This window comes from Mesorhizobium sp. M0159 (genome assembly GCF_040322295.1).
In the GTDB taxonomy this organism is placed as follows: domain Bacteria; phylum Pseudomonadota; class Alphaproteobacteria; order Rhizobiales; family Rhizobiaceae; genus Mesorhizobium.
The window spans coordinates 1-21,636 of the sequence record NZ_JAMYTF010000068.1 but is presented as its reverse complement, the minus strand read 5'-3'; the positions used below and the strand labels follow the sequence as shown (position 1 = coordinate 21,636).

General features: G+C 59.7%; 17 protein-coding genes and 1 pseudogene. 9 read left to right on the top strand and 9 right to left on the bottom strand.

Annotated elements, in window-relative coordinates; genetic code table 11:
* Nucleotides 1-187 (bottom strand): annotated as a pseudogene (locus NKJ32_RS32135) (methionine gamma-lyase); the annotation flags it as partial.
* An 82-nt stretch (nucleotides 188-269) separates the two neighbouring features.
* On the opposite strand from NKJ32_RS32135, the gene pdxR reads away from it, so the two are divergent.
* From pdxR to NKJ32_RS32115, 3 genes are all read left to right on the top strand, one after another.
* On the top strand, nucleotides 270-1,766 hold the full coding sequence (gene pdxR, locus NKJ32_RS32130) for a MocR-like pyridoxine biosynthesis transcription factor PdxR (protein ID WP_502902717.1): 1,497 nt from the start codon (nucleotides 270-272) through the stop codon (nucleotides 1,764-1,766).
* A 450-nt stretch (nucleotides 1,767-2,216) separates the two neighbouring features.
* Nucleotides 2,217-2,924, top strand: coding sequence for a B3/B4 domain-containing protein (locus tag NKJ32_RS32120; protein ID WP_352830060.1), 708 nt, complete (start codon nucleotides 2,217-2,219; stop codon nucleotides 2,922-2,924).
* A 246-nt stretch (nucleotides 2,925-3,170) separates the two neighbouring features.
* Nucleotides 3,171-3,692 carry a helix-turn-helix domain-containing protein gene (locus NKJ32_RS32115; RefSeq protein WP_352830058.1) on the top strand — a complete coding sequence of 174 codons (522 nt, stop codon included), beginning with the start codon at nucleotides 3,171-3,173 and terminating at the stop codon, nucleotides 3,690-3,692.
* Between the two features lie 279 nt (nucleotides 3,693-3,971).
* On the opposite strand, the gene NKJ32_RS32110 is transcribed toward NKJ32_RS32115, so the two are convergent.
* Together NKJ32_RS32110 and NKJ32_RS32105 are read right to left on the bottom strand one after the other, a co-directional pair.
* Complete coding sequence (locus tag NKJ32_RS32110; RefSeq protein ID WP_352830057.1) at nucleotides 3,972-5,027, bottom strand: cytochrome-c peroxidase; 1,056 nt, start codon at nucleotides 5,025-5,027, stop codon at nucleotides 3,972-3,974.
* An 813-nt stretch (nucleotides 5,028-5,840) separates the two neighbouring features.
* Nucleotides 5,841-6,143: a DUF982 domain-containing protein gene (locus NKJ32_RS32105; protein WP_352830055.1), complete on the bottom strand. Its 303-nt coding sequence runs from the start codon at nucleotides 6,141-6,143 to the stop codon at nucleotides 5,841-5,843.
* A 568-nt stretch (nucleotides 6,144-6,711) separates the two neighbouring features.
* Between NKJ32_RS32105 and NKJ32_RS32100 the strand changes: the two genes are divergently transcribed.
* Complete coding sequence (locus NKJ32_RS32100) at nucleotides 6,712-7,182, top strand: Ros/MucR family transcriptional regulator (protein WP_352684092.1); 471 nt, start codon at nucleotides 6,712-6,714, stop codon at nucleotides 7,180-7,182.
* 223 nt (nucleotides 7,183-7,405) lie between these two features.
* On the opposite strand, the gene NKJ32_RS32095 is transcribed toward NKJ32_RS32100, so the two are convergent.
* Nucleotides 7,406-7,618, bottom strand: coding sequence for a cold-shock protein (locus NKJ32_RS32095; RefSeq protein WP_023679670.1), 213 nt, complete (start codon nucleotides 7,616-7,618; stop codon nucleotides 7,406-7,408).
* Between the two features lie 371 nt (nucleotides 7,619-7,989).
* Between NKJ32_RS32095 and NKJ32_RS32090 the strand changes: the two genes are divergently transcribed.
* The 3 genes from NKJ32_RS32090 (at nucleotide 7,990) to NKJ32_RS32080 (ending at nucleotide 12,564) form a co-directional block, all read left to right on the top strand.
* Entirely contained in the window at nucleotides 7,990-8,217 is a 228-nt protein-coding gene (locus NKJ32_RS32090) for a hypothetical protein (protein WP_352473851.1), read from the top strand.
* Nucleotides 8,218-9,175: 958 nt separating this feature from the next.
* Complete coding sequence (locus NKJ32_RS32085; RefSeq protein WP_352830053.1) at nucleotides 9,176-10,597, top strand: M16 family metallopeptidase; 1,422 nt, start codon at nucleotides 9,176-9,178, stop codon at nucleotides 10,595-10,597.
* 509 nt (nucleotides 10,598-11,106) lie between these two features.
* On the top strand, nucleotides 11,107-12,564 hold the full coding sequence (locus NKJ32_RS32080; protein WP_352830062.1) for an NAD-dependent succinate-semialdehyde dehydrogenase: 1,458 nt from the start codon (nucleotides 11,107-11,109) through the stop codon (nucleotides 12,562-12,564).
* A gap of 824 nt (nucleotides 12,565-13,388) precedes the next feature.
* Here NKJ32_RS32080 and NKJ32_RS32075 read toward each other — a convergent pair.
* The 5 genes from NKJ32_RS32075 to NKJ32_RS32055 form a co-directional block, all read right to left on the bottom strand.
* On the bottom strand, nucleotides 13,389-15,392 hold the full coding sequence (locus tag NKJ32_RS32075; RefSeq protein WP_352830051.1) for a class I tRNA ligase family protein: 2,004 nt from the start codon (nucleotides 15,390-15,392) through the stop codon (nucleotides 13,389-13,391).
* A 334-nt stretch (nucleotides 15,393-15,726) separates the two neighbouring features.
* Nucleotides 15,727-16,506 carry a phytanoyl-CoA dioxygenase family protein gene (locus NKJ32_RS32070; RefSeq protein WP_352830050.1) on the bottom strand — a complete coding sequence of 260 codons (780 nt, stop codon included), beginning with the start codon at nucleotides 16,504-16,506 and terminating at the stop codon, nucleotides 15,727-15,729.
* Between the two features lie 506 nt (nucleotides 16,507-17,012).
* The gene (locus NKJ32_RS32065; RefSeq protein ID WP_352830048.1) at nucleotides 17,013-18,317 is read right to left on the bottom strand and encodes a lysine N(6)-hydroxylase/L-ornithine N(5)-oxygenase family protein; all 1,305 of its coding nucleotides are present in this window, start codon (nucleotides 18,315-18,317) and stop codon (nucleotides 17,013-17,015) included.
* 184 nt (nucleotides 18,318-18,501) lie between these two features.
* The gene (locus tag NKJ32_RS32060; protein WP_352830046.1) at nucleotides 18,502-19,095 is read right to left on the bottom strand and encodes a hypothetical protein; all 594 of its coding nucleotides are present in this window, start codon (nucleotides 19,093-19,095) and stop codon (nucleotides 18,502-18,504) included.
* A 510-nt stretch (nucleotides 19,096-19,605) separates the two neighbouring features.
* A complete protein-coding gene (locus tag NKJ32_RS32055; protein ID WP_352830044.1) occupies nucleotides 19,606-19,893 on the bottom strand; it encodes a hypothetical protein in 288 nt (95 codons plus the stop codon).
* Between NKJ32_RS32055 and NKJ32_RS32050 the strand changes: the two genes are divergently transcribed.
* Nucleotides 19,884-20,285, top strand: coding sequence for a hypothetical protein (locus NKJ32_RS32050; protein ID WP_352830042.1), 402 nt, complete (start codon nucleotides 19,884-19,886; stop codon nucleotides 20,283-20,285). The two genes, NKJ32_RS32055 and NKJ32_RS32050, sit on opposite strands and share 10 nt — an antisense overlap.
* Nucleotides 20,286-20,450: 165 nt before the next feature.
* The gene (locus tag NKJ32_RS32045; protein ID WP_031260882.1) at nucleotides 20,451-21,131 is read left to right on the top strand and encodes an OmpW/AlkL family protein; all 681 of its coding nucleotides are present in this window, start codon (nucleotides 20,451-20,453) and stop codon (nucleotides 21,129-21,131) included.
* Nucleotides 21,132-21,636 lie beyond the last annotated feature (505 nt).

Genomic DNA, 21,636 nt, shown 5'->3' with positions numbered 1-21,636 from the left:
CGGCGGCCTCGTTCGCTGCCACGCTTTCGAATCCATAGGTCGAGGTCAAGAAGACTGGCGGCTGAACGGCATTGGAAAAGCCGGCGGGATCGTAGCCATGATGGATCGCCCGAGTGGCGAATCCGGGACCGGTGTCGTTGAGCGACCGCGTGAGAGCATCGGTCTCGGATTGATAGGAGCGGGTCATTCGGCCTCTAGATCTTTCTTGGGTTTCCGAAAGATTGCCGGCAAACTGGCCAATGTGAAATATCCAGTTGGCGATGAATGAAATGGTCCAGTCTTCAAGTGCCGGTTCTGCAGGTCGCACGCACGCGATGGGTGCACGCCAGATCTACGAGGCTCTTCGCGAGCAGATCCTCGGAAGTGTCTACGAAACCGGCAGTCAGCTGCCGTCCTCCCGAGGCCTCGCAAATGACCTTGGGGTTTCGCGAACGACGGTGACGGTCGCCTATGAGCAACTGGCTGCGGAAGGTTTCATCGACGTCCGTAAAGGCGCACGACCCCGCGTTGCATCTTCGTTGATCGGTCCTGAGACAAGCCGCACGCCTGCGAAACGGGTCGGCTCGGTTCTTCTGTCCGCCTATGGCGGCCGACTGCGCGTCACGCCGCCCTGGCCGGATTATCTGCCGACTGGGCTGAAGGTCGATTTCCGCTATGGCGACCTGGCGTCGTCAGACTTCCCCGCATTGGTCTGGAAACGTGCGATGAACGAGGCGATGGGGCAGCGCCCGTTGCGTCTTGCCTATGAGGATCCGCGCGGCTCGCGCCGGCTGCGCCAAGCGCTCCAGGGCTATCTCTGGCGCGCCCGAACCCTGAGCTGCGACCTCGAGCAGATCATCATCGTCAACGGTTCGCAGCAGGGCCTCGACCTGTGCGCGCGCCTGCTTCTCGATCCCGCCGACCGCTTTGTCATCGAGGACCCGTGCTATAGGATGGCGCGTCAGGTCTTTGCCAGTACGGGTGCCTCGCCCATCCCGGTCACCGTCGACGAGGACGGGATGAAGACGGAGTTGCTGGCGGGGATCGGGGCGCGACTGGCCTATGTCACGCCATCGCATCAGTTTCCGCTGGGCGGCGTCATGCCGATCGCGCGCCGCCATCAGCTTCTGGAATGGGCGCGGCACAACAATGCCTATGTGATCGAGGACGACTACGACAGCGAATATCGCTACGACATCAATCCGGTCCCTCCGCTGCACAGTCTCGAGGACCACGGGGCTGTCATCTACCTCGGCACGATCTCCAAAACGCTCTCGCCGATGCTGCGTATCGGCTACCTCGTCGTCCCGACGGAATTGCAGGAGGTCTTCGCTACCGCCAAACAATTCGCGGACCGGCATTCGCCGGTGGCTGAACAGGAGGCTCTGGCCTGTTTGTTCGAGAGTGGCGGCTACGAAAGCCATGTGCGGCGTGTGCGCAGGCTGAACGGCGAGCGTCGGGAGACGTTGTTGGGCGCCTTGCGGCGCAGCTTCGGAGATCGCATCGCTGTCCAGGGAGCAGAGGCCGGTCTGCACGTCGTCGTTTGGTTCGACGAACTGCCGCGATCGCGGGAAACGACCATGGTCGAAGCCGCCCGAGGCGCGGGCCTGGGGCTGCACCTGATCTCGCCCCTTTACGAGCGGCAATCGGACGAAGGCCACATCGATCGCGTGGGGCTTGTCATGGGCTATGCCGCCTTGAGCATTCGGCAAATCGAGAAGGGCATTGAGATCCTGCGAGCGGTTGTCAAGCAGGTGCAAGACGCGTTGCCGGGACACGGTGGCTAAAACGGCGGGACGTGGCGTGCTGGCGAGGAAACCGATCCTTGGGCTGAACCGCGTTTCGTTGCAAAGCCAACTGGACTGGGAATACGCCATGCAACTGGTGCTGTTGATCAGGCCAGTTTGGCGGCAGATTTTTCGTGCGAGACGAATTTCCGAGAGCGATGCATGCGGCAAGGAAAACTGCTTCACATCCATATCGCGCCCGCTGCCTTTTATGAAATGGAGGATCTGGCGGAGGCGTAGCTTGTTGCCGGCCGAGCGGGCTCAAGCACCCGCAAGACATAATCGACGATCTCTAACCAGGCCTTGTCCACGGCCGAATGATGGAATTATCCATGGTGCGGCATGCACCATGCCGATGCCAGAAGATCTGGACGCTCGACAAGCACCTTTCTTCAAACATTTCCCGAACGACCCGCAGCGCAAAGCCTCCCCATGAGAAAAGAGCTTCCCATGTCTTTCACGCCATTGATTGACCCCGAGATCAAGGCCCGCTACCCGGATTTTCATCTGATCAGCATTGTGGTGCGGAACGCTGAAATCGACGTGCCGGATGCACAGGCGTTGAACGACACGATCGCGGCGGCGGAACAGGCCGCGCTTCGCGATGACGCCCAAAAGGACGCGCATCTTGCGGCGTGGGCCGTTGCCTACGAGGCTTTCGGCACAAAAGCCAATCGAACGCCGTGCTCGGCCGCCGCGCTTCTCAAGCGGGTGCGGAAAGATGGCTCTCTCCCGCGGATTTCCCCACTTGTTGATGCCTACAATGCCGTCAGCGTGTTGTATGGCGTTCCGATTGGCGGGGAGGATCTCGATCTTTACCAGGGGGTCCCGAGACTTTTAATTGCGAAGGGAGCGGAGCCATTCGACACGATCGAGCAAGGTGAAATGGTAACCGAGCATCCCGAACCGGGCGAAGTCATCTGGTGCGATGATGCCGGTGTCACGTGCCGCCGCTGGAACTGGCGGCAGGGGCGGCGCACCATGGTCACGGTCGATACCCGCGCCATGTGGCTCGTGCTGGAAGCCCTCGGCCCAATGTCAGCTAAACAGATGACGGCCACCGGAGAGCATCTGATGGGACTTATCCCAGCGTTGTGCCCGGGTGCGCGAATCGAAACAGCGCGGATCGACGAATCCACTACATCTCGTGTCCCTTAGGGCATGGCCCACCTTTCGGAGAAACACCCCACTCAGCCCTGTCCGGATCTGGCGCTCCTTGCTCGCTCCGCTGGCCTACACAGTTGATTGCGAACGACCCAGAACGGCTCTCGAAAACGAGCGTCGAACGAAATCAGATCACTGCTTGTTCTCCCTTAGCGTTGTTTGGCGTACTTTTATCGCGATGCCTCCAGTGGGGATGGTCCAAATTGCGCAAGCTCGGTCGAGTGATCGCGGAGAAGCTTAATGTCGACTACATCGAAGTTCATGGAGCGGTTCGGACAACGGGTGCGAACCCGGGACGTCGTCCGGGTATCGTCAGGCTTTCCGGTCCGACTGAGCCTCAGCTTTCTTCACGGCGCGAATACTCCTGAGGCTGCTCGGGCTCTCGTCAGGAGACAGCTGCCGCTGAGGACGGCCCACGCGGTCCTCACGCAGATGGTTGATCACGGGAAGGCATTCGTGACGGTTCCTTGCGTCGACGACCTTCGGGCACTGAAGGATGAACTCTCGTCCGCAGGAGTGATCGCGAAGGTTCATGCGCCGCGGCCGATAAGCGTTCGCGAAGTCCGGGATCGCACGAAGCTGTCCCAGGAGGCGTTCTCCGTGAGATATGGTCTCGATCTGGCAACGCTTCGAAACTGGGAGCAAGGTCGCTCGGAACCGGATGCAGCGGCGAATACTCTCCTTTGGACCATCGCCCCGAATCCGGAAGCAGTCGAAGAATCGCTGGACATGGAGGACGGAGTGGCTGCCCCATCGCCCTAGGGGGGGGGCCGGTCACTCGGGCGCGCGGCTATTCGGCCGCCAGCGCGATGGCCGGCCGCCGCGCGGTATCGACAGCGCGCGAGCCTCATGCGTCAGACGCCTTCCTTGGCATGTCGCACGGCAGATCCCAAACATGATTCCATCGCAACGAGCTGGTGACGGAAGCAGTGTCTGCACTTTGGAAACGAGCCATTTGCGTTCTCATGGAGGTCGCGATCGTCTCGTCCCAGTAAAAGTCGCAATCATTGCCAATTGCGATGTTCCGCAGTCAGCTGGCCGTTATTTTCCTAAGATCTGCATTATAGGCCGGGGTGTTGTCGCCGTTTCGGCGGGTAAGATGGGATAGGCGACCTCGGGTGCCTTTCCGGTCAGCGAGTTCAGGAAGGCAACAAGCAGGTCGACTTCTTCGTCCGCCAGTACCACGCCAAGCTGGGTGGTTCCCATGATGGCAACGGCCTGTTTCAGATCCCAAACCTTGCCCGAATGAAAGTATGGCGCGGTGAGTGCAACGTTGCGCAGCGGCGCCACGCGGAAAACATAGGAATCGTCGGCTGCATTGGTGACCGCAAATCGGCCCTTGTCTTTTTCCGGCAGGACCTCGGCGCTGGGCTGTTCCACGAGGCCGAATGGGTAATAGGCTTCCCCACCAACGTTGATGCCGGCATGACAGGACGAGCAGCCTTTGTCCATGAAAAGCGCCAGGCCCTGTTTCTGTTCGGAAGTCATGGCGGCGTCATCGCCATTGAGGAAGCCGTCGAAGGGGGCCGGCGTGACAAGTGTCGCCTCGAAGGCTTCGATTGCCTTGGCGACGTTGTCGAAGGTGACGCGATCGGCTTCAGCCGGAAAAGCTGCATCGAACCACTCGAGATATTGCGGCATCGACTTGAGCGTGGCCATGACTTGACCCGGTGTATTGGCCATTTCGACGCCGGCTTGGACCGGTCCCTTCGCCTGAGCCTTCAGGTCTTCGGCACGACCGTCCCAGAACTGGGCGATGTTGAAGACAGCGTTTAGTACAGTCGGCGCGTTGCGCGGTCCCTTCTGCCAACCATGGCCGATCGAGGTTTCATGATTGTCGTCGCCGCCGGTGGCCAAGTTGTGGCACGAGTTGCACGACAAGACGCCTGACGCCGAGACGCGTGGATCGAAGAACAGTGCCTTGCCGAGGGCGATCTTCTCCGGTGTGATCGGGTTGTTAGCGACTACCGGCGTGGTGGGTGGCAAAGCCTTGAAAGTGGCCAGTGCCGTTTCTCTGAGGTCTGCGGGGATCGAATCCGCAGCAAAAGCGATGGCTGTCAGCAAGGGGACAGCCATCGTACTGAATAGGATTTTCATAAATGATCTCGCTGCGTCGTGCACGCAGCCACTCTGGGATATGCGGCTCATGAACGCCCTGCGCTAGATCAGTTGCGGGAGAGGACCGGGTGGTCTGACACCTGTTTTTGCGGCAGAGGTTGGACTGTCCCGGAATTGAACGCTCTTCTCGACTGGATTTCAGGGAGGCGGAGGGATCGCTGCTCGGCAAGCGGCGGCGCCGGAGCCGTGCTTCGGTTCTCTCTGCGCCTTCAACTATGAAGAAATCGGGGCCGCCACCGTGTCCGATTCGGTTTGGGGCCGGTTATCTGTTCCGCAGCAGGTCCTGCTCGACTTCCGCCTGCCTTCGTCAGATCGACGTGGGCCCAAATCGATCCGCGATAGTGTCTCGTAGCACCTTTGCGGGACGATCTTATTTCGACTGTAGAGGGCCGTTTCGGGTGAGCAAAATTACACAAATTTCAAAGGGCGCCCGAGTAGCTGTTTTGATTGGCTTGTGAGGCCTATAGCCTCCATCGAGCGAATACTGGCAGACGACGGAGCACAATTTTGGCTTCGTTTATCATCTTGCTTCAATGGGACAACATCTTTGCAATAACTACACGGCAATTTACCGTCACGAATTTGAGAGAACCAAGTCCCACGCAGTGGTTTCATATCGAAAACATTGCAGTCCTCCCGCGAGAAGCTGATTTACAAATACAACAAGATGATTAATATCGCCATAGGGCGCAAAATATTGTTTGTTCGCTATAGTACGCTCCAGATGCCGGCGAAATCTGGATACAATAACCTCGTCGGCGTGCCCGCTCCAGCCTCACACGACTGCGACGCCTATACTTGCGCTTTTCCACTGTCCGACATGCAGGCAGCGAGCCATTGCATCGCGGAGGTTGCATCTTCCAATATGACGACCTGTTTCGCAAAGCGGAAAAAACTCTTGCGCGCTGCGCTCGCAGGTTTTCTTCCGTTGTATCCATCAAAGCACGCGCTGAGGGCGGCTTCGTGGATCCGGTCTCTGCGATCTTGTGGCCATTCGTTGAGAAAATCGATAGCATCCGCAGGACTGGCAATCTCTTGCACGATGTGCGCTGCACGCCTTACGAAAAGTGGGCTGCTGGAAGTCCCTGAGCTCATGCGTTCCTCCCGACCTGCTGAACCGCTAGTTTGCGTAAGGCGCCTCCTCTACACCCGCCCACCATTGCGGAATGTGTTGTCACAGCGATAGCGGTTCAATAGCAAAGCAGCGGCGTGATGTCCTCGGTTTACCAGCGGTCCAATCCCTAACATCCTGCTGCGAGAGCGGCTCACCGGATGAATCTACATCGTTTCGACCATTGCGAATCCACGCTTGATAGTTCCTCCACGCGCCACCAGGAAGCGGCCACTGCTCTGCCATGGATTTCACAGCCAAAGAGAGGATGGCGAAACAGAAATAGCCGGCTTCGTTTCGAGATTACCGGTCATTTCGGCGCAAAGCTTACGGCCGAGACGCGCCTGAAAATGCGCAAGCACCGCGGCAGGTCACCAACAACGGACGGATCAACGATCACGACGGCGGGATACCGCGCCATAGATCTCGCTGGACGAGCATCGCAATAATCGTGTCGAGACAATCGTGTCGAGACCTTTGTTGCTTTCAGCGGCGACCGCCACTATGAAGCGACGCTTCGCCGACTGTGTTTCACGCCGCCTGGAGAGTTTCATGACAGAAGAAGCCGAAAAAAACATCGACACCCTCATCGAGCTCACGGCCGATGTCGTCTCAGCCTATGTCTCCAACAATCCGATCCCGGTGGGGGATCTCCCTGCCCTCATCGGCCAAGTGCACGCGGCTCTGAAAGGGACGGCCGGAGGTGTCTCTGCAAAAGAGCCGGTTGCCCTTACGCCTGCAGTCCCGATCAGGAAGTCGGTGACACCGGACTACATCATCTCCCTTGAGGACGGGAAGAAATTCAAATCGCTAAAGCGCCATCTGTCGACCCACTATGGGCTGACGCCGGATGGATATCGGGCCAAATGGGGCCTGCCGGCGGATTATCCCATGGTCGCGCCGAACTACGCCGCGGCGCGCTCGTCATTGGCCAAGACAATGGGGCTCGGCCGCAAACCGAAAGCGCCGGAAGCGCCGGAGCCGGCGCCGACGAAGCGAACCCGCAAGAAGGTCGCGGCTTGATTTCGGCAATCGAGATTCGTTCTCGAGCGTTGCAGCCATCGGCTTAATCTGCGCGTCATATAAAAAGGCGGGGCCAACCCCGCCTTCCTTTCAAACAACTTTGTTTCATGAGGAATTCGCGACGCCTGCAGCAATCTGCTGCCCTCAGTTTTTGCTCGCTCCTATCGAGCGGCCGTGAGGACCTCCGGACCTACGCGCCCACTCTTGCCAGGACGCAGAAATTTCAACCAGCTTTGCTGAGGCTGCCAGCGGAGGATTTGCCAGTGCGGCGATCCTGCTCGATCTCATAGTTGATCTTCTGGCCGTCAGCGAGGGTCGAGAGGCCCGCGCGTTCGACAGCGGAAATGTGGACGAAAACATCCGGACCGCCATTGTCGGGCTGGATAAATCCAAACCCCTTGGTGCTGTTGAACCACTTTACCGTTCCAGTAGGCATATACGTGTTCCTCCTTAACAATTGCAACGTGGGCAGGCCATCAGGCCTGCCCGACTCATAGCCGAGACTTGGGCGCAGCAAAAAGCGAAAAATTGTTAAGCCCCGATCAGCTGGCGCACTCCATTTTGGCCGAAGTCGCCAGCAAGCAGTGTCCTACACTACCGCTCGAGCATGGCCGGAAGCGCCCGATCCTTCCAACGCTCCTCAGCGCCACGTCTATGGCTGGTGCTTGGAGGCACGGGACGTAAGGCCGACCGCTGCTCGTGCCGCCAAGTCAAAGGCGGGTAGTTCACGGAGCTACCTTCGTGCATAACGGCTTGGCAAGCGCTTGAAGGAGTTTCGAATTGGATTGTTTCAAGAGGGTCGAGGGGTTGATCGATGCCACCAGCGTGGAAGCGATCGATAACGCGCGCGTTTTGCTGGACCAGTTCAAGGGCAAGTCAGAAACAATCGCCCAAGCGATCGACGACTTCCTACTTGATTTCATGACCTTGCTGTTTGTGGTAGAAGCTACCCGCGAGCGGTTCCACAATCCGGCGAGGCGGTTGGCGCGCATCAGATTGAGCAGGATCAGGCTGTTACTCACCCGATGCTCTTGACCTTAGGGACCACGCCGCCAGGGATGCGTTTGCAGCCGCAAAGAAGGCAAAATCTGTTCGCCGGCAAACCGAGCACAGCCAGGCGGTATTTACGCAGATGAATTCGATCGCGACCGCCAAATTCTCCTGTTTGGTACCCAGCGACGACGGCAAGCGCGGACAGCTTCCGTGCTGCTGTCCTCCAGCGACAAACGTGCCTGCATGCCCATCCACGGCGAGCTCGACGGTTGTTGCTTACGTTTGACCAAGGTCCCGCGCAAACACTCCCCTTTCCCGCACCAACTCATCAGGCTCGACGGCCTCGCGGCAGGCGCATTACGCCAGAAGCGCGCCACCGCATCCTTCTTTCCCGCCCGAGTCCTACGATCTTCGTTTTCCAGCGCCTCGCGGATATCGCCCAACTCGCCGATCTTTGATCAGATCCGTCTGCGCGCGCGAGCAGGCTCCGCGCTCGAGTTCGCTACGCTCCTCGCGCCTCTGCCCGTTCAGCATCGACCCGGTCTGGCTGTCGAGGAGAGGGTTCCGCTGGGGCGACCAACATCTCCATTCTCACCGTCAGTGCAGCGGCCTTCGAAGCGCATCCTATGCCCCTCCCGGCAGCGCGCCCAATCGTCGTCCGAACGAAGAAGATATTCTCAGCCGCGCGCGCGTCGCGTTCGGCCCTGTCCGATGTCCGACAATGTCGGATGCGCAACATGGCAGAGCCCGATTTTGTCTACTGCCTCGAACGGTTTTCTGATCTGGCACGGTGCATGCTTGGTCATCCGCAAGGCGTCGCGGACCAAGGAGAATCCGTCCCATGATCACCTCACCAAGAAATACTGCCGCAGGTCTCCTGGGTTCATCCAAAGATGAGGCTCGAGTAGGGCCTGGCACCATGAAGAGCTTGTTCATCTGGCTCGGCGCTGCCCCCCGATCCTCCCACGCGGGGAGACGGGGACGCAGCGACTTCATCAAAATGAGGAACAAATCACTTTGCCTCGAACCTTGCCTTTCGACCAGCCACCACAACCGGAGCCATCGATCGTCCCCCTGGCTGCGCAAGGCGTTCACTGCCATCGCGCTGGCTCTGGTGACGACCACTCCGGCTCTGGCCGCCACCGACGGCGGCAAAGTGACGGATTTCCTGCTCGACAACGGTATGGAAGTGGTCGTCATCCCGGATCACCGCGCGCCGATCGTCACTCATATGGTCTGGTACAAGATCGGCAGCGCCGACGAGCCACCCGGCAAATCAGGCCTTGCCCATTTCCTCAAGCATCTGATGTTCAAGGCGACGACCAACCACGCCGCCGGCGAGTTCGACCGAGCCGTCTCAGCCATCGGCGGCTACAATAACGCCTTCACCGCCTATGACTACACCACCTTCCTCGAGACGGTGGCGCCCTCGGCGTTGGGTGAGATGATGGGCTTCGAGGCCGATCGCATGTTCAACCTCATCCTCAACGACGATGATATCAAGACCGAGCGCGACGTGATCCTGGAGGAGCGCCGTTGGCGCACAGAGACGAACCTACATGCTCTGCTGGACGAGGAGGTCAACGCGACGTTGCGGCAGAACCAGCCCTACCGCATTCCGGTCATCGGCTGGATGCAGGAGATGGAGAAGCTGAACGGCACCGACGCATTCACCATCTACAACGAATACTACCGACCGAACAACGCCGTGCTGGTGGTGGCCGGCGACGTAGAGCCTGAGACGGTGAAGGCGCTGGCCGAGAAGACCTATGGCAAGGTTGTGCGCGGGCCGGACCTGCCCCCGCGCAACCGCCCGGTCGAGCCGGAGCAGAAGACCAGGCGCACAGTGACGCTGACCGATGCGCGCGTTTCGATGCCGAGCTTTTCCACTCAATGGGTGGTGCCGTCCTATCATACGGCAGAGCCCGGGGAGGCCGAGGCGCTCGACCTGCTGGCCGAGATACTCGGCGGCGGTAACCGCAGCCGGCTATATCAGGAGCTTGTCGTCAAGCAAGGCATAGCCTCGGCGGCCGGCGCCTCCTTCCAGGGCACCATGCTAGACGACACCAATTTCACTATCTCCGGCTCGCCGCGCGGCGATGCAAAGCTCGTCGATCTCGAAGCGGCGGCCGTTGCCGAAGTCGCCCGGATCGCCAAGGATGGCGTCACCAGCGACGAGCTGGACAAGGCCAAAGACCGCTATATCCGCTCGGTGATTTTTGCGCACGACGAGCTGGACCACATCGCCAACATTTATGGCAAGACGCTCACCACCGGTGGCAATGTGAAGGACGTGCTCGAGAGGCCGGACCGCGTCCGCAAGGTCACCACCGACGAGGTCAAGGCGGTCGCCGCGCGTTATCTGGTGCTCGACCATTCGACCACAGGCTATCTTTTGCCGCAGCAACAGGCGGGGAATTGATCATGAGCTCCATGCCCATGCAAATGCGCCGGCCGGTCTTCCCTCGGCGCGCCTTCGCCACCCTGTTCCTCTCCATCCTCTTTCTCATCTTGCGGGCGCTCGCCCGGTAAACGGGATCTGTTTAAAGCCGCGAGGAGCGGTTTTCGCGGGCCTTGCCAGGCATTTGCCGGTATAGGCGTCATTATTGGGGTGCGCTCCTCCTCAGGCCAGCCTCTCTTCGAGTGGATAGAGTCGCCGATTCGTGGTCCGCAGATTGTAGGCGCAGGCCACCAGCATCCACTCCGCGCGGCTGGCGAAGCCGATGTCCGTTGTTCAATCGTTCGACTAGTAGAACCGCGAGGCATCTTCTAGCGTATTCAGGTATTCTCCCTTTCCAGTCGGGTACCGTGGTCTACCAGCTGTCTGGCCGAGGCCCTATAAGGAACCCGGACGTCGCGGAGTACACACCGCACCTGCTATATATACCTGCTGCGTTGAGGAGGAATCCGGTATTGCCCCTGTGCCTGCCGATGATCCGTCACCTGAGATCCCCCGACCTGTTTGGACCCATTGATCGCCTGCCGGCACTTGGCACGCGGATTAGCGAGCGGACATTCGAGGTCCTCAACCCGTCGACTGGCGAAGTGCTGGCAGAACTACCCGACATGGGTGTCGAGGAGACATGCGCTGCGATCGACAAGGCCTATGTCGCGCAGCCTGGATGGGCAGGGCTGACCGCACGTGAGCGCAGCGACGTTCTATGGCGATGGCATCAGTTGATCATCGACCACGCCGACGATCTCGCCGCGATTCTCATCGCGGAGATGGGCAAGCCGCTTGCCGAAGCCAAGTCGGAGATATCGCATGCTGCGGCGTATCTGCAATGGTACGCCGAGGAGGCCAATCGCGTCTATGGCGAGACGATCTCCGCACCATCGATGGACCGCCGAATGCTGGTAATCAAGCAGCCCATCGGAGTTGTTGGCACGATAACGCCATGGAATTTCCCGGCCTCGATGGTGGCGCGCAAAATCTCGCCAGCCTTGGCGGCGGGCTGCACGATCGTCCTCAAGCCCGCTGAACAGACGCCGCTCGTGGCGGGAGCAATGTTCGCCCTCGCCCATCAGGCTGGCTTTCCCGAAGGCGTCGTCAACCTGATCTATGCGTCAGAAGGTGACGCGGTCGGCCGCGAACTTTGTACCAATCCCAAGGTCCGCAAGATCAGCTTCACCGGGTCGACTGAGATCGGGCGCCTTCTCATGCGCCAGTGCTCGGACCAGATCAAAAAAGTCAGCCTTGAGCTCGGCGGCAATGCACCTTTCATCGTCTTCGATGATGCCGATATCGATGCCGCGGTTGACGGTGCGATCCAGGCGAAGTTCCGCAATGCCGGCCAGACCTGCGTTTCGGCGAACCGCCTGTACGTCCAGTCGGGCGTTCACGACGAGTTCGTCGAGAAATTCGTGCAACGGGCTCGCCACCTTCAAGTTGGTGATGGTTTCGCTCCCGGAGTGGACATCGGACCGCTCATCGACAAGCGCGCATTGGCCAAGATCGAATCCCATATTGCCGATGCCGTCGCCAAAGGCGGCGCAATTCGCTGCGGGGGCAAACGCATCGGCACGAATGGCACGTTTTTCCAACCGACAGTCCTGACCGGTGTCTCCAGCGAGATGACCGTCGCGCAAGAAGAGACATTCGGGCCGTTGGCACCGATTATTCGCTTCAAAGATGCGGATCAGGTCGTGCGTGAGGCCAACGACACGATCTACGGCCTCGCGGCCTACTTTTATGCCTCCAACCTGAAGCGTGTCTGGCGTGTGGCCGAGGCCTTGGAATATGGAATGGTCGGGGTAAATACCGGCCGGATGTCTTCAGAAGCGGCGCCGTTCGGTGGGATAAAACAGTCCGGCATCGGGCGGGAGGGATCCCGCCATGGCCTCGAGGACTACCTAGAAATGAAGTATCTCTGCATGGGCGGAATCTGAATTTTCGGCTTGCAGGGTTCACAGACGGGTAACCTAGCGAGCGATTTCCAAATATGTGAATTGTAGGATCGCTCCTCGATTGGGAACTGAGGGGCGGCTCCGTACCCGAGCAAACACGCAATCCTGAAGGCACCCTGGCTGGACTTATCTCTCGACGAGACAAGCGTCTGCATTGTCGGCGAAGACGGCGTGCATGTGACGGAGGATAGGCTTGCGACGGATTTGGCGGCCCTCGCCGACTTCAGGCGACGGGCTGTCGTTGCGCGGGTCTGGTTGGAAGCTTGTGCACCATCGCGATCGTGAACGCCGGTTTGTGCGCAATATCCGGTTTCTGGGCAGAATTTTGAACCTGCTACCTTTCGATTGTCAGTAGCTCAGTTGTTCTTCGGCCGACTGCCGCGCCGGTACAGGCTCGGACAGAATCGAAGATACCATCAGGCAGGCATTCGCATTCGACATTTCCGGTGATCGGCGCACGATCCAGGGCGCGCCAGGTTGACCAAGCGCCTCGAATCGCATGACAGTCTTGACCGGCTGGAGGACGGAAATCCCGCGATGCCGAAGAGGTTGGTCAGCGCAGTCGAGCCCACACGGCATTTGCGGCACGAAACAGCAAGGGCTGGGAAGCGATCGGCCGAGCGGTCCTCGAAGGCGCGGGCCAGGGTGCCGACGATGCGTTGGTTCAGGTCCGCCAATCTGGTCTCTACCGTCTGATAGCGGCTTCGGTCGCCAGTGACAGCGAGTAAAGATATTTGGCATCATCGGCTTTGATTGCCGCGCAGATCTGGTCGAGATTGGGATAGCTCACTGGTGCACCTTTGGGCTCATAGTGCTTCCTCCTCATCGAGATGAGGATTGCCGGATTTGGCGTAGAACACCAACACGGGTCCGAGATCAAAGCGCGTCCCGGGCGCAAGGCGCTGGACGGACCGGGGCCATGTTTCGGTTGAGACGCCATCGATGCCTCGCGCCAGCGTTCTGGCGAATCGAGGCATCAGCGGGGCGAGTGTCTGTGCCAGGATCGCAGCAGCCGTCGTCTGAAGGGCGAGCGAAGTCCGGATGCGGGCGGGATAGAGACGTCGCGGCGCCGGATAGTCTTGCGCCCGACGGTAGATCACGCAATGGCGCACGAAATCGCAGACCTGCGCGGCCGCGCACCGGACCGAGAAGCCCTCGTCCGAATAAGTGCGCTCCATCGCTGCGCGATAGGTCTCTATCCGAGCAAAGAAGGCGCGGTCGGCCGGACTCCAGTCGCCTGCGTCGGGCACACTGCCACCAAAATCCTGCTTGATTTCCTGGTTCAACGCATCAAGCCAGTTCAGCCAAATCCCTTGGAACACCTCGTTCTCGGTGCGGCGCAGCGCGTCCAACATGAAATCCGTCCGCTCACCTTCCGGGCGTGTCAGGCCCAAATGGAGGCGCACGACGTCGACTGTCTTTGGGCTCAGAACCTCCTTGCCCCAGACCGCATGGCGGCAGCTGGTTGAGAACTTCTTGCCGTCGAGCAGGTAGAACTCGTTGACGTGATAGTGGATGCGTGGCGTCCAGTGGGAGAAGACCTCGGCGTAAAGAGCGGGGTAGAGTAGCGCGTGGTAGAACGAATTGTCGAAGCCGAAGAAATGGACAATCTGCCAGTCGTTGCCGGGCATCTCCGCCTTCCAGTCGCGACCCAGCGAGCGGCCGAGCGCCTGGATGTTGTAAAGAAAACCGAAGGCCATTTCCGGCCAGACCCAGATCACCTGCCCCGGGAACCCTTCGGCTGGCAGGCCCCAGTCCGAGGGGTGGGTAATGGGCACTGAAAAGTTGCCGCGTAGGCGTAGGCGCGCAAAGAGATCCAAGATCCGTAGCGGGACGCCCGACGCCCTTAGATGCCGGTCGATATTGTCGTAGCATCGGTCCATGGCAAGTTCCGGGCGGCGGACGGAGCCGACCAGCGGCGCCTCGGCAGACTGCCGTGACCGGGCTGCACCCAAGTCGTGGCAAAGGTTTGGGGCGCCGCATTCCTCGCAGATGTTGCCACCGGCGGAGCCGCCGCAATCGGGGCAGAGGCCGCTAACATCTGGTTCGTAAAGATAGTGGCCTGTCATAGCATCGAAAAGCGCAGGGCTCTGGCGCAGATCTACCGCCGTGCTGCTCAGAAGACTGCGGAAACACGCGGCTTGAAACTGGCCGTAACCGTCATCGCCCATTGTGGGTTGGAAGCTGTGGACGTCACAATCGAGAAGTGCAAGCGTGGCGCGAATCTCGTCGGCGTAGTAGCGCGCCACGTTTGCAGGCGTGGATTGATCGGCATCGGCGCGTGTCGTGACGTAGCTCTGGTTGTCATCGCTTCCAGTGAGGTGATATGCTTCGACTCCTTTCATGCGCAGGAAACGAGTATAGACGTCGGCGCCGAAATAGGGGCCAGAAAGATGCCCCAGATGCAGATCGCCATTTGGCGTTGGCGGCGTGGAGAAGACGAAGATCGGCCCGCGTGGAGCCGTGGTCTTTGCAGCGGCATCAAGGGCGGCCTCTCCGTCTCGCCAGTAGACATCGACGAAATCTAGGTCTTCGTTTCCGTCGTTGCGCAGCACATGCGCTTCAAAAGGGTGGAACAGAACGACATCGCCCGCCTCGACCGAGATTTCCCCAAGGTCGGTCCTAACCTTGCCCGATCCTGACAGGATCACGAAGGCCTCGATTTCGTCGTGCCGATGGGGCTCGGATGTGACGCCGGGTCCAACCTTTCCGAATGAAAACCCCGTACGAGCGCTGCCCGTTCCAAGCGTGGCCGTGTCGATACCGAACGCCCGCGACAGCTCCGTTCGAGAAAACGTGTATTTGCGCATGACAACGAACCTAAGCTGTTGAAGCAGTGGGACCTTCGGCTGCCAACGCAACAGCCTCCCGTGCAATTCGTGGAGAGAAACGGTAGCCCGACCCGTTCGCGGCCCCGGCCAGGACGTGCAGCTCTGGGCCGCCAGGCGGGCGACCAGGGGGCACCAGTCGGGCTGTAGGCGCCACAGAAGACCGCCTGCGACCACCTCCACAATCCACGTGCCGAAGCGTCTTAACGGGCTGCGGTCGATGCTCCGCGAGCCCGCAAACCAGAACGCCATACTCTCCCGCATCTTTGAGCGGTCGATCAGTTTCGTGTGCATGCCTCCGCCTGGCTGCGTGAGCTCAATCGCGATAGAAAATACCATTTGGGGGCTTGAGTTTGTCGAGATCGGCCACTTTGCCCTCGGGCGGGTTAAGGGCACGCTTAAGCACGTTATATTCAGCGCGGGTCGGTCCACCGGTTGAAGCACGCTGGAACACCAAGTAGAGTGTCCGCCGCGAACGATTGCTTTTGTTCGGTCGTGAGTAGTGCGGTGCGTAATCGTCGAAGACGAAGATGTCGCCAGCCTTCCATACTACGGGTTCCCAGGAGAACATTTCGGCGACTTGAGGATCGATCACCCCACCGGCATCCATGGGAAACACCCCCTTCTTGTGGTTGCCGGGGCTGAAGAAAAGCCCGCCGTTTTCCGGGTCGGAGTCGTCGATGCCTATGGCAACCACCGCATGGACCATCCGGTCGGGGAGTTTGTGTGGAATGTGATAAATGTCCTGATGCGGGAGATAGCCGCCGCTGTCGGGGTAGTGGAAAATCAGCAACTCCTTGAGCCTGCGCGAATCTTCGCCAAGCAAATCCTCGACCGCTGACTTTATGCGCTGATCTTCTAAGAGCAAACGACGCAATGGATCATGGAAGTCGAGAAAATTCTCCATCTTAGAGATGATCTTTCGATTGTCCGTCGTCTTCTCGAACCACATGAGCCATTTATCATCGCTGACATCCCAGCGTGACATATCTTCGACAAAAGTAGAGATATCTTCCTGAGCCGCTGGAGCGAAGAACCTTTCGAGCCTGACGTATCCGTCTTTGTGCCACTTTTCTCTTTGTGCATCAGTCAACATGCGAAAAGCCTCCTGTTGGAAAGACTGGTTGGTCGGACATCCCAATTAGGGCAGTCGGGCGCTGGTCAAGTTGCGGGTCCACGGAGACGGACTCACGTCATGTGGGACGGCGATGCTAAGTGCGTTCCGCTCCGGCGGATATTGTCCGCAGAAGCTCGGCGCGAGACTGCCTATGTCAGGCTCAGCCGGGTCCAGGGGTTCCGTAAACTGGGCCGGATCAATCGCTTCACCCGGTCCAGCCACGACACGCATCGCTAAAGGCCGGCACCATCCGCTGACCGCCGACCCAGCCATGGCCGCCAAGACCACCGCGCTCTTTCGAGTGAGCGATCTGGTACGGTCTTGACAACCGTAGGGGAAATGCACGCCCCCAGAATAATGCGATGCGCCGCTTGGTCCAAGGGCTTGTTCGGTCACGATGATTTCGGAGAAGCCTCCGGCCTTCGCCGCAGCGGAGGCGGACATGATTCCTAGGATGCCACCGCCGATGATCAAAAGTCTACGAGTCATATCCCGCTGCCCATTTCTTCGGCTGCGGGGGCGGGCCAGCTCTCGATCGAGGTATGGCTGATGAAGCCAGGATGCTTGGGGTTCGCGCATGGCGCGCGCCCAAGAAGGCTATCGAGGATGCGGCGCGCGCGCCAGGCCAGCAGGCTTAGGTTCGGATCGGCCAGGCCGCGCTGCCCGAGGCTCGCGTTTTGTACGAAGATGCGTCTGTCACGCGGTCCGTCCCAGCTCACCGAAAAATCCTCGCGAATAGCTAATTCATTGTCGATCTGCTCCAGCCGGTGCGCGATGGGTTCCAAGAAGTCTGGCACCGCGTTCTCGTAACCGGTGGCCAGGATGACGATGTCAGCCGTGACTTCTTCGACCTCGTCCATGCCGTGCTGCAGGGTCAGCCTGTGACCTGCGCCGGCGTTGATGCAGTGCGAGACGGTGCAGCCCGGCCGCAGTGTGATGTCGCATCGGTTTGGCTCGACAAATGCGTGGCGGTACAGCGCCTGATAGATCGCGCGCAACGTGCTTTCCGAAATGCCGTCCGAGGCAAGCACGAAACGCCGCAGGAGCAGCTTACGCTGCGACTCGCTCATCGCCGCGAAACGATCTGAAAAGCAGGGCATGAACAACTCGTTTGTGAACGGGCTGTTGTCCAGAGGCAGATAGTTTTCGCGCTGCGAGACCCAAGTGATCGAGGCAGGCCGCCGTTCTTTCGGCAGGCCGACAAGATGCAACATCACCTCGGCTCCCGACTGGCCTCCGCCGACCAGGCAGACATGCTTTCTCCGCACCTCGGGATGGATGTGCAGTAAAACAGATGAGTGGAACAGGTTGCGTCCAGTCCAGCCCTGAAACTGAGGCGGAATTTGCGCCTGCTTGCCAATGCCGACCACGACGTTTCTGGCGCCGAGAACCGCCTTATCCGTCCGCACCCGAAACTCGCCGTCAAAGCGGATTTCGTGCACGGTCTCGCCGCCACGGACAAGTGGGTTCCTGTGGAAGGCCCAGTTCAGGTACTGCTCAAACTCAGCTCTGAACACAGCCTCGAACTGTGCGTTTAGGAAGTGGTACAGACGCCCGTTCTCGTACAGGTAGTTTACGAAAGTGTAGGCTGATCGCGGATTCACCAGCGTGACCAGATCCTTGAAGTGGCTCACCTGGAGCTCTGAGGAATCGAAAGCGATGCCTGGATGCCAACGGAAGTCGACTTGCCGATCCAGGAACAGCGCCCCTTGTCCAATTTGCTCGTGTATCTGACACGCAAGACTCAAATTCGACGGCCCAGCACCGACTCCAACGCAAGATAACTCCACTTGCTTTCCTCCAATAGAATCTTCCCACTAGGCGGCTTGTTCGCGGCTAGTATCGGCCATAGCCATTGGGCCCCTCGCGGACCTTTTCGAGCCCCGGTCCCGACCGGATTTGCGAGAATTTGTCCATCGCGTTCGGGTAGTCGAATGTGGAGCCGAGCATTCCAGCGCGGTGACAATCGACGGGTCATGCCGGCGACGTGGGGCAACGACGTGTGTCCTTTCCGCCCGTCTGGATGCCCGCGTCGCGGTCACGCGAGACGCTTTCCAGGCCCATTAAGGTGTTTGAGGCCGGCGCAATCGCCCGCCTCAACCATGACGCGCCGGCCTTTCGGCGGCTTGATGGCAGGCGAGAGCGCGGTTTTTGTGCGGCGACGGCATTTTCGGTGCGCATGATCATGGATGACGTCTCGCTGATGCGTTTCGCAGAGTCCCATGCATGGGCCGTGCCAGAGAAGGAAATTTTACTAAACAATGGGTTGGCGGATTTACGATCCTGTCCGAAATCCGACATTGAGGGGGACGCCTCACGGCGGCGCCCGATTTGCACGTCGATGTCGCCTTTTTCCGAATAGCTAATCGGGCACCTTCTGCACCAGAATACTTCTCTTATGGAGACCAGCACAGTCTTCATGAACGGACAGTGCAGAACCCTGTGTCTCTGCCGGGATCGCGATATGCCTTGTCCATCGAGGTCGGCAGTTGCAAGAGCTGCCAGATCCTTCGCCGTATCGTGCCGTTGCACTGGCTCGATCCCGACATCCTCGGAGGCCGCGATCATGAATAGTGACGCAATCTCATGTCCGTCGCGAGGCCTCTCTCATGGGGAAGCAATTCTCGATGTTGGTGTCGGATCGATGCTCTTGATTAGATGATTGCGGAAGGGCGCAAGCCCAGACCTAAGCGCATCAATGATTTGCGCGATATGGGACCTTCACCAACTCGATTGTCGAATCTCCGTAAAGATAGCCGGAAGACAATTGCGTTATGACCACTCTGCCGATTTCAAAAGCACGTGCGCCATTCGGTCCCTGCGACTCAAGCCAGGCGGAGGGACGAGGTCGCAAAGCAGTCTTTTGCGCGCCCATCGGTGGGCCAGGATGGAGCCATCCTAAACGCAGTTATTCAATGATCGCCGCCGCAGAGTCCTCAGGCTGTGCCGCGCCCGACACCGGCGACGTAGTGGTCGTCGATCGCCCCGTCGCCGAGTCCGATCCGAAGCTCGGCCAGTTTCGCGGTGAGCTTCACTGCTTATTCCGCAGTGCCCACCGAGCTGGCAAACGAGGTTCTATCAGGCGGTCACGGCTGCATTCGTTGTCGGATCTTCGACGATGTCGGATATGAGACACAGCGCCATCAGGGTGATCGCGTTGTTATGAAATGATTTTCTCATTTGGCACGACACCTGCAACGCAGTCCGCAAAACGCGCTGCGGCACGGACAGAGGAGAAATCATCCCATGATCATGCGCGCCGAACATGCGGTCGCCGCCGCGAAAACTGAGCTTTCCCGGGACAGAAGACTTTGCGCCTGTTTTCCAGGCGACATCACTCTTCGGGTTATCCGGGCATGACCGCATTCGATTTCCGCCCAACGCTGAATGCTCCCGACGATGATCCCCATCTTTGGCTCGAAGATGTAGAAGGCGAACGGGCACTTGACTGGGCCGCTAGCCGGTCGGCCAGGACCCTGGAGCACTTCGGTGGAACGCAATTCGATCGCGACCACGACGCCCTGACAGCCATCTTCGACAGTCCTGACAAGGTTCCCGTGATCACGCGCCGCGGTCAGTACCTCTACAATTCTGGCAAGATGCCGGAAATCCGCACTACTATGGCGCCGGGACCACCCTTGCCGCCTATCCGCCGATCCTGCTCGCCACCACGAAGCGGGACGACCGCGTCCCACCCGGGTCACGCGCGTAAGACGGCCGCAAAGCTGCTGGCCTTTGGTTATCCCGCTTACTTCTAAGTGAGTACAGGTCGATGATTGCGAGCACGGCGCAAATAATGGGTGCGCGGTCCCACGCAAACTGCGCATGAGCGCTCCGCCAATCACGCAATTCGAACAAGACTTTTCGTAGTTCAGTGCATCATTTCTAAACAGCAAGGAGAGAATATCATGGCGAGAAACCAAATGCGCGCGGCACGGGGAGTAACAGCGGCCGTTTTCCTCATCGTGATGGGACAGCAGGCCGTCGCGGCGGACCTTGCGCAAGCCGCGAGCGTCCCGCAGGCGGGAGCCTCGGTCACGGAAGCGCCAAGCCCTTGGCAGATCCGCCTGCGTGCGTTGGGGGTCGTCACTGAGGATTCGGGCTACGTCAAAGCAGTGCCCGGCTCCGATCTCTCCTATTCGAACACGGTGACGCCGGAACTCGATATCTCCTATTTCTTCACGGACAACATCGCCGCCGAGCTCATACTCGGCACCACCTATGCAAACATCGGGGGCCAAGGAGCGATCGGCGGGCTGGGCAAGATCGGCAAGGTTTGGCTGCTGCCGCCTACGCTCACATTGCAGTATCATGTTACCAATTTCGGCGCTTTCAAGCCCTATGTTGGTGCCGGCGTGAACTACACGATATTCTATAACCAGGATGTCGGCAGCGCCGACGCTCTCAAGGTTAGGAACACGTTCGGCGCCGCGCTGCAGGTCGGGTTCGACTACATGGTGGATCAGCACTGGGGCGTCAACTTCGACGTGAAGAAGCTTTTCCTCAAGCCAGACTTCGACGTCACGGTCGACGGCGCGAAGCTGACGGGGAAGGCTGCGCTCGATCCGTGGTTGATAGGCGCAGGTGTCACCTACCGCTTCTGATACGCAACGCGAAGACGGCCCTGCTGACAGCCGATCTGAAATGAAGGGCGCCTCGGGCGCCCTTTCCACGCCGGCGGTGCACGGCGAGTCGACCCGGATCGATTAGAGGGGTGGGGGCACCTTGTAACCCTTGGGCGGGGAGGTGTCCGAATCGGAGGAACGTTCTGATCAACTTCATGCGATGACCATCCAACGCATAGCAGCCGATTGTCGGGGATACTTGAAGAAGCCGTTGTTAAGAGTGGGCGTCCCCGCCTGCACCCGACCAGGTACTTGCCAGTAGCAGCCGACAGGCTGCCCCGCGCCAGGGGCGCGAAGCCGAACGGGGCAAGATCGCTGAAGCCTGCCGAAGAAGACCGGGCGAGGTTCACGAGCAGCCGGGGGGGGGGGGCCGGGGGGGGGGGCGCCGGGGCGGGCGGTGTGTTGGGGTGGGGGGGGGGGGGGGGGGGGGGGGGGGGGCGGCGGCGTGGGGGGGCGGCGGGGGCGCGGGGGCGGAGATGTAAGG

Excerpts from the sequence above, each read along its gene's own strand:
- NKJ32_RS32060 (WP_352830046.1), bottom strand. The coding sequence starts at position 19,095 with ATGATCGCGGCCTCCGAGGATGTCGGGATCGAGCCAGTGCAACGGCAC.
- NKJ32_RS32055 (WP_352830044.1), bottom strand. The coding sequence starts at position 19,893 with ATGCGGTCATGCCCGGATAACCCGAAGAGTGATGTCGCCTGGAAAACA.
- NKJ32_RS32085 (WP_352830053.1), top strand. The coding sequence starts at position 9,176 with ATGAGGAACAAATCACTTTGCCTCGAACCTTGCCTTTCGACCAGCCAC.
- pdxR (WP_502902717.1), top strand. The coding sequence starts at position 270 with ATGGTCCAGTCTTCAAGTGCCGGTTCTGCAGGTCGCACGCACGCGATG.
- NKJ32_RS32050 (WP_352830042.1), top strand. The coding sequence starts at position 19,884 with ATGACCGCATTCGATTTCCGCCCAACGCTGAATGCTCCCGACGATGAT.
- NKJ32_RS32070 (WP_352830050.1), bottom strand. The coding sequence starts at position 16,506 with ATGTTGACTGATGCACAAAGAGAAAAGTGGCACAAAGACGGATACGTC.
- NKJ32_RS32115 (WP_352830058.1), top strand. The coding sequence starts at position 3,171 with ATGTCGACTACATCGAAGTTCATGGAGCGGTTCGGACAACGGGTGCGA.
- NKJ32_RS32110 (WP_352830057.1), bottom strand. The coding sequence starts at position 5,027 with ATGAAAATCCTATTCAGTACGATGGCTGTCCCCTTGCTGACAGCCATC.
- NKJ32_RS32095 (WP_023679670.1), bottom strand. The coding sequence starts at position 7,618 with ATGCCTACTGGAACGGTAAAGTGGTTCAACAGCACCAAGGGGTTTGGA.
- NKJ32_RS32045 (WP_031260882.1), top strand. The coding sequence starts at position 20,451 with ATGCGCGCGGCACGGGGAGTAACAGCGGCCGTTTTCCTCATCGTGATG.
- NKJ32_RS32100 (WP_352684092.1), top strand. The coding sequence starts at position 6,712 with ATGACAGAAGAAGCCGAAAAAAACATCGACACCCTCATCGAGCTCACG.
- NKJ32_RS32075 (WP_352830051.1), bottom strand. The coding sequence starts at position 15,392 with ATGCGCAAATACACGTTTTCTCGAACGGAGCTGTCGCGGGCGTTCGGT.
- NKJ32_RS32080 (WP_352830062.1), top strand. The coding sequence starts at position 11,107 with ATGATCCGTCACCTGAGATCCCCCGACCTGTTTGGACCCATTGATCGC.
- NKJ32_RS32105 (WP_352830055.1), bottom strand. The coding sequence starts at position 6,143 with ATGAGCTCAGGGACTTCCAGCAGCCCACTTTTCGTAAGGCGTGCAGCG.
- NKJ32_RS32120 (WP_352830060.1), top strand. The coding sequence starts at position 2,217 with ATGTCTTTCACGCCATTGATTGACCCCGAGATCAAGGCCCGCTACCCG.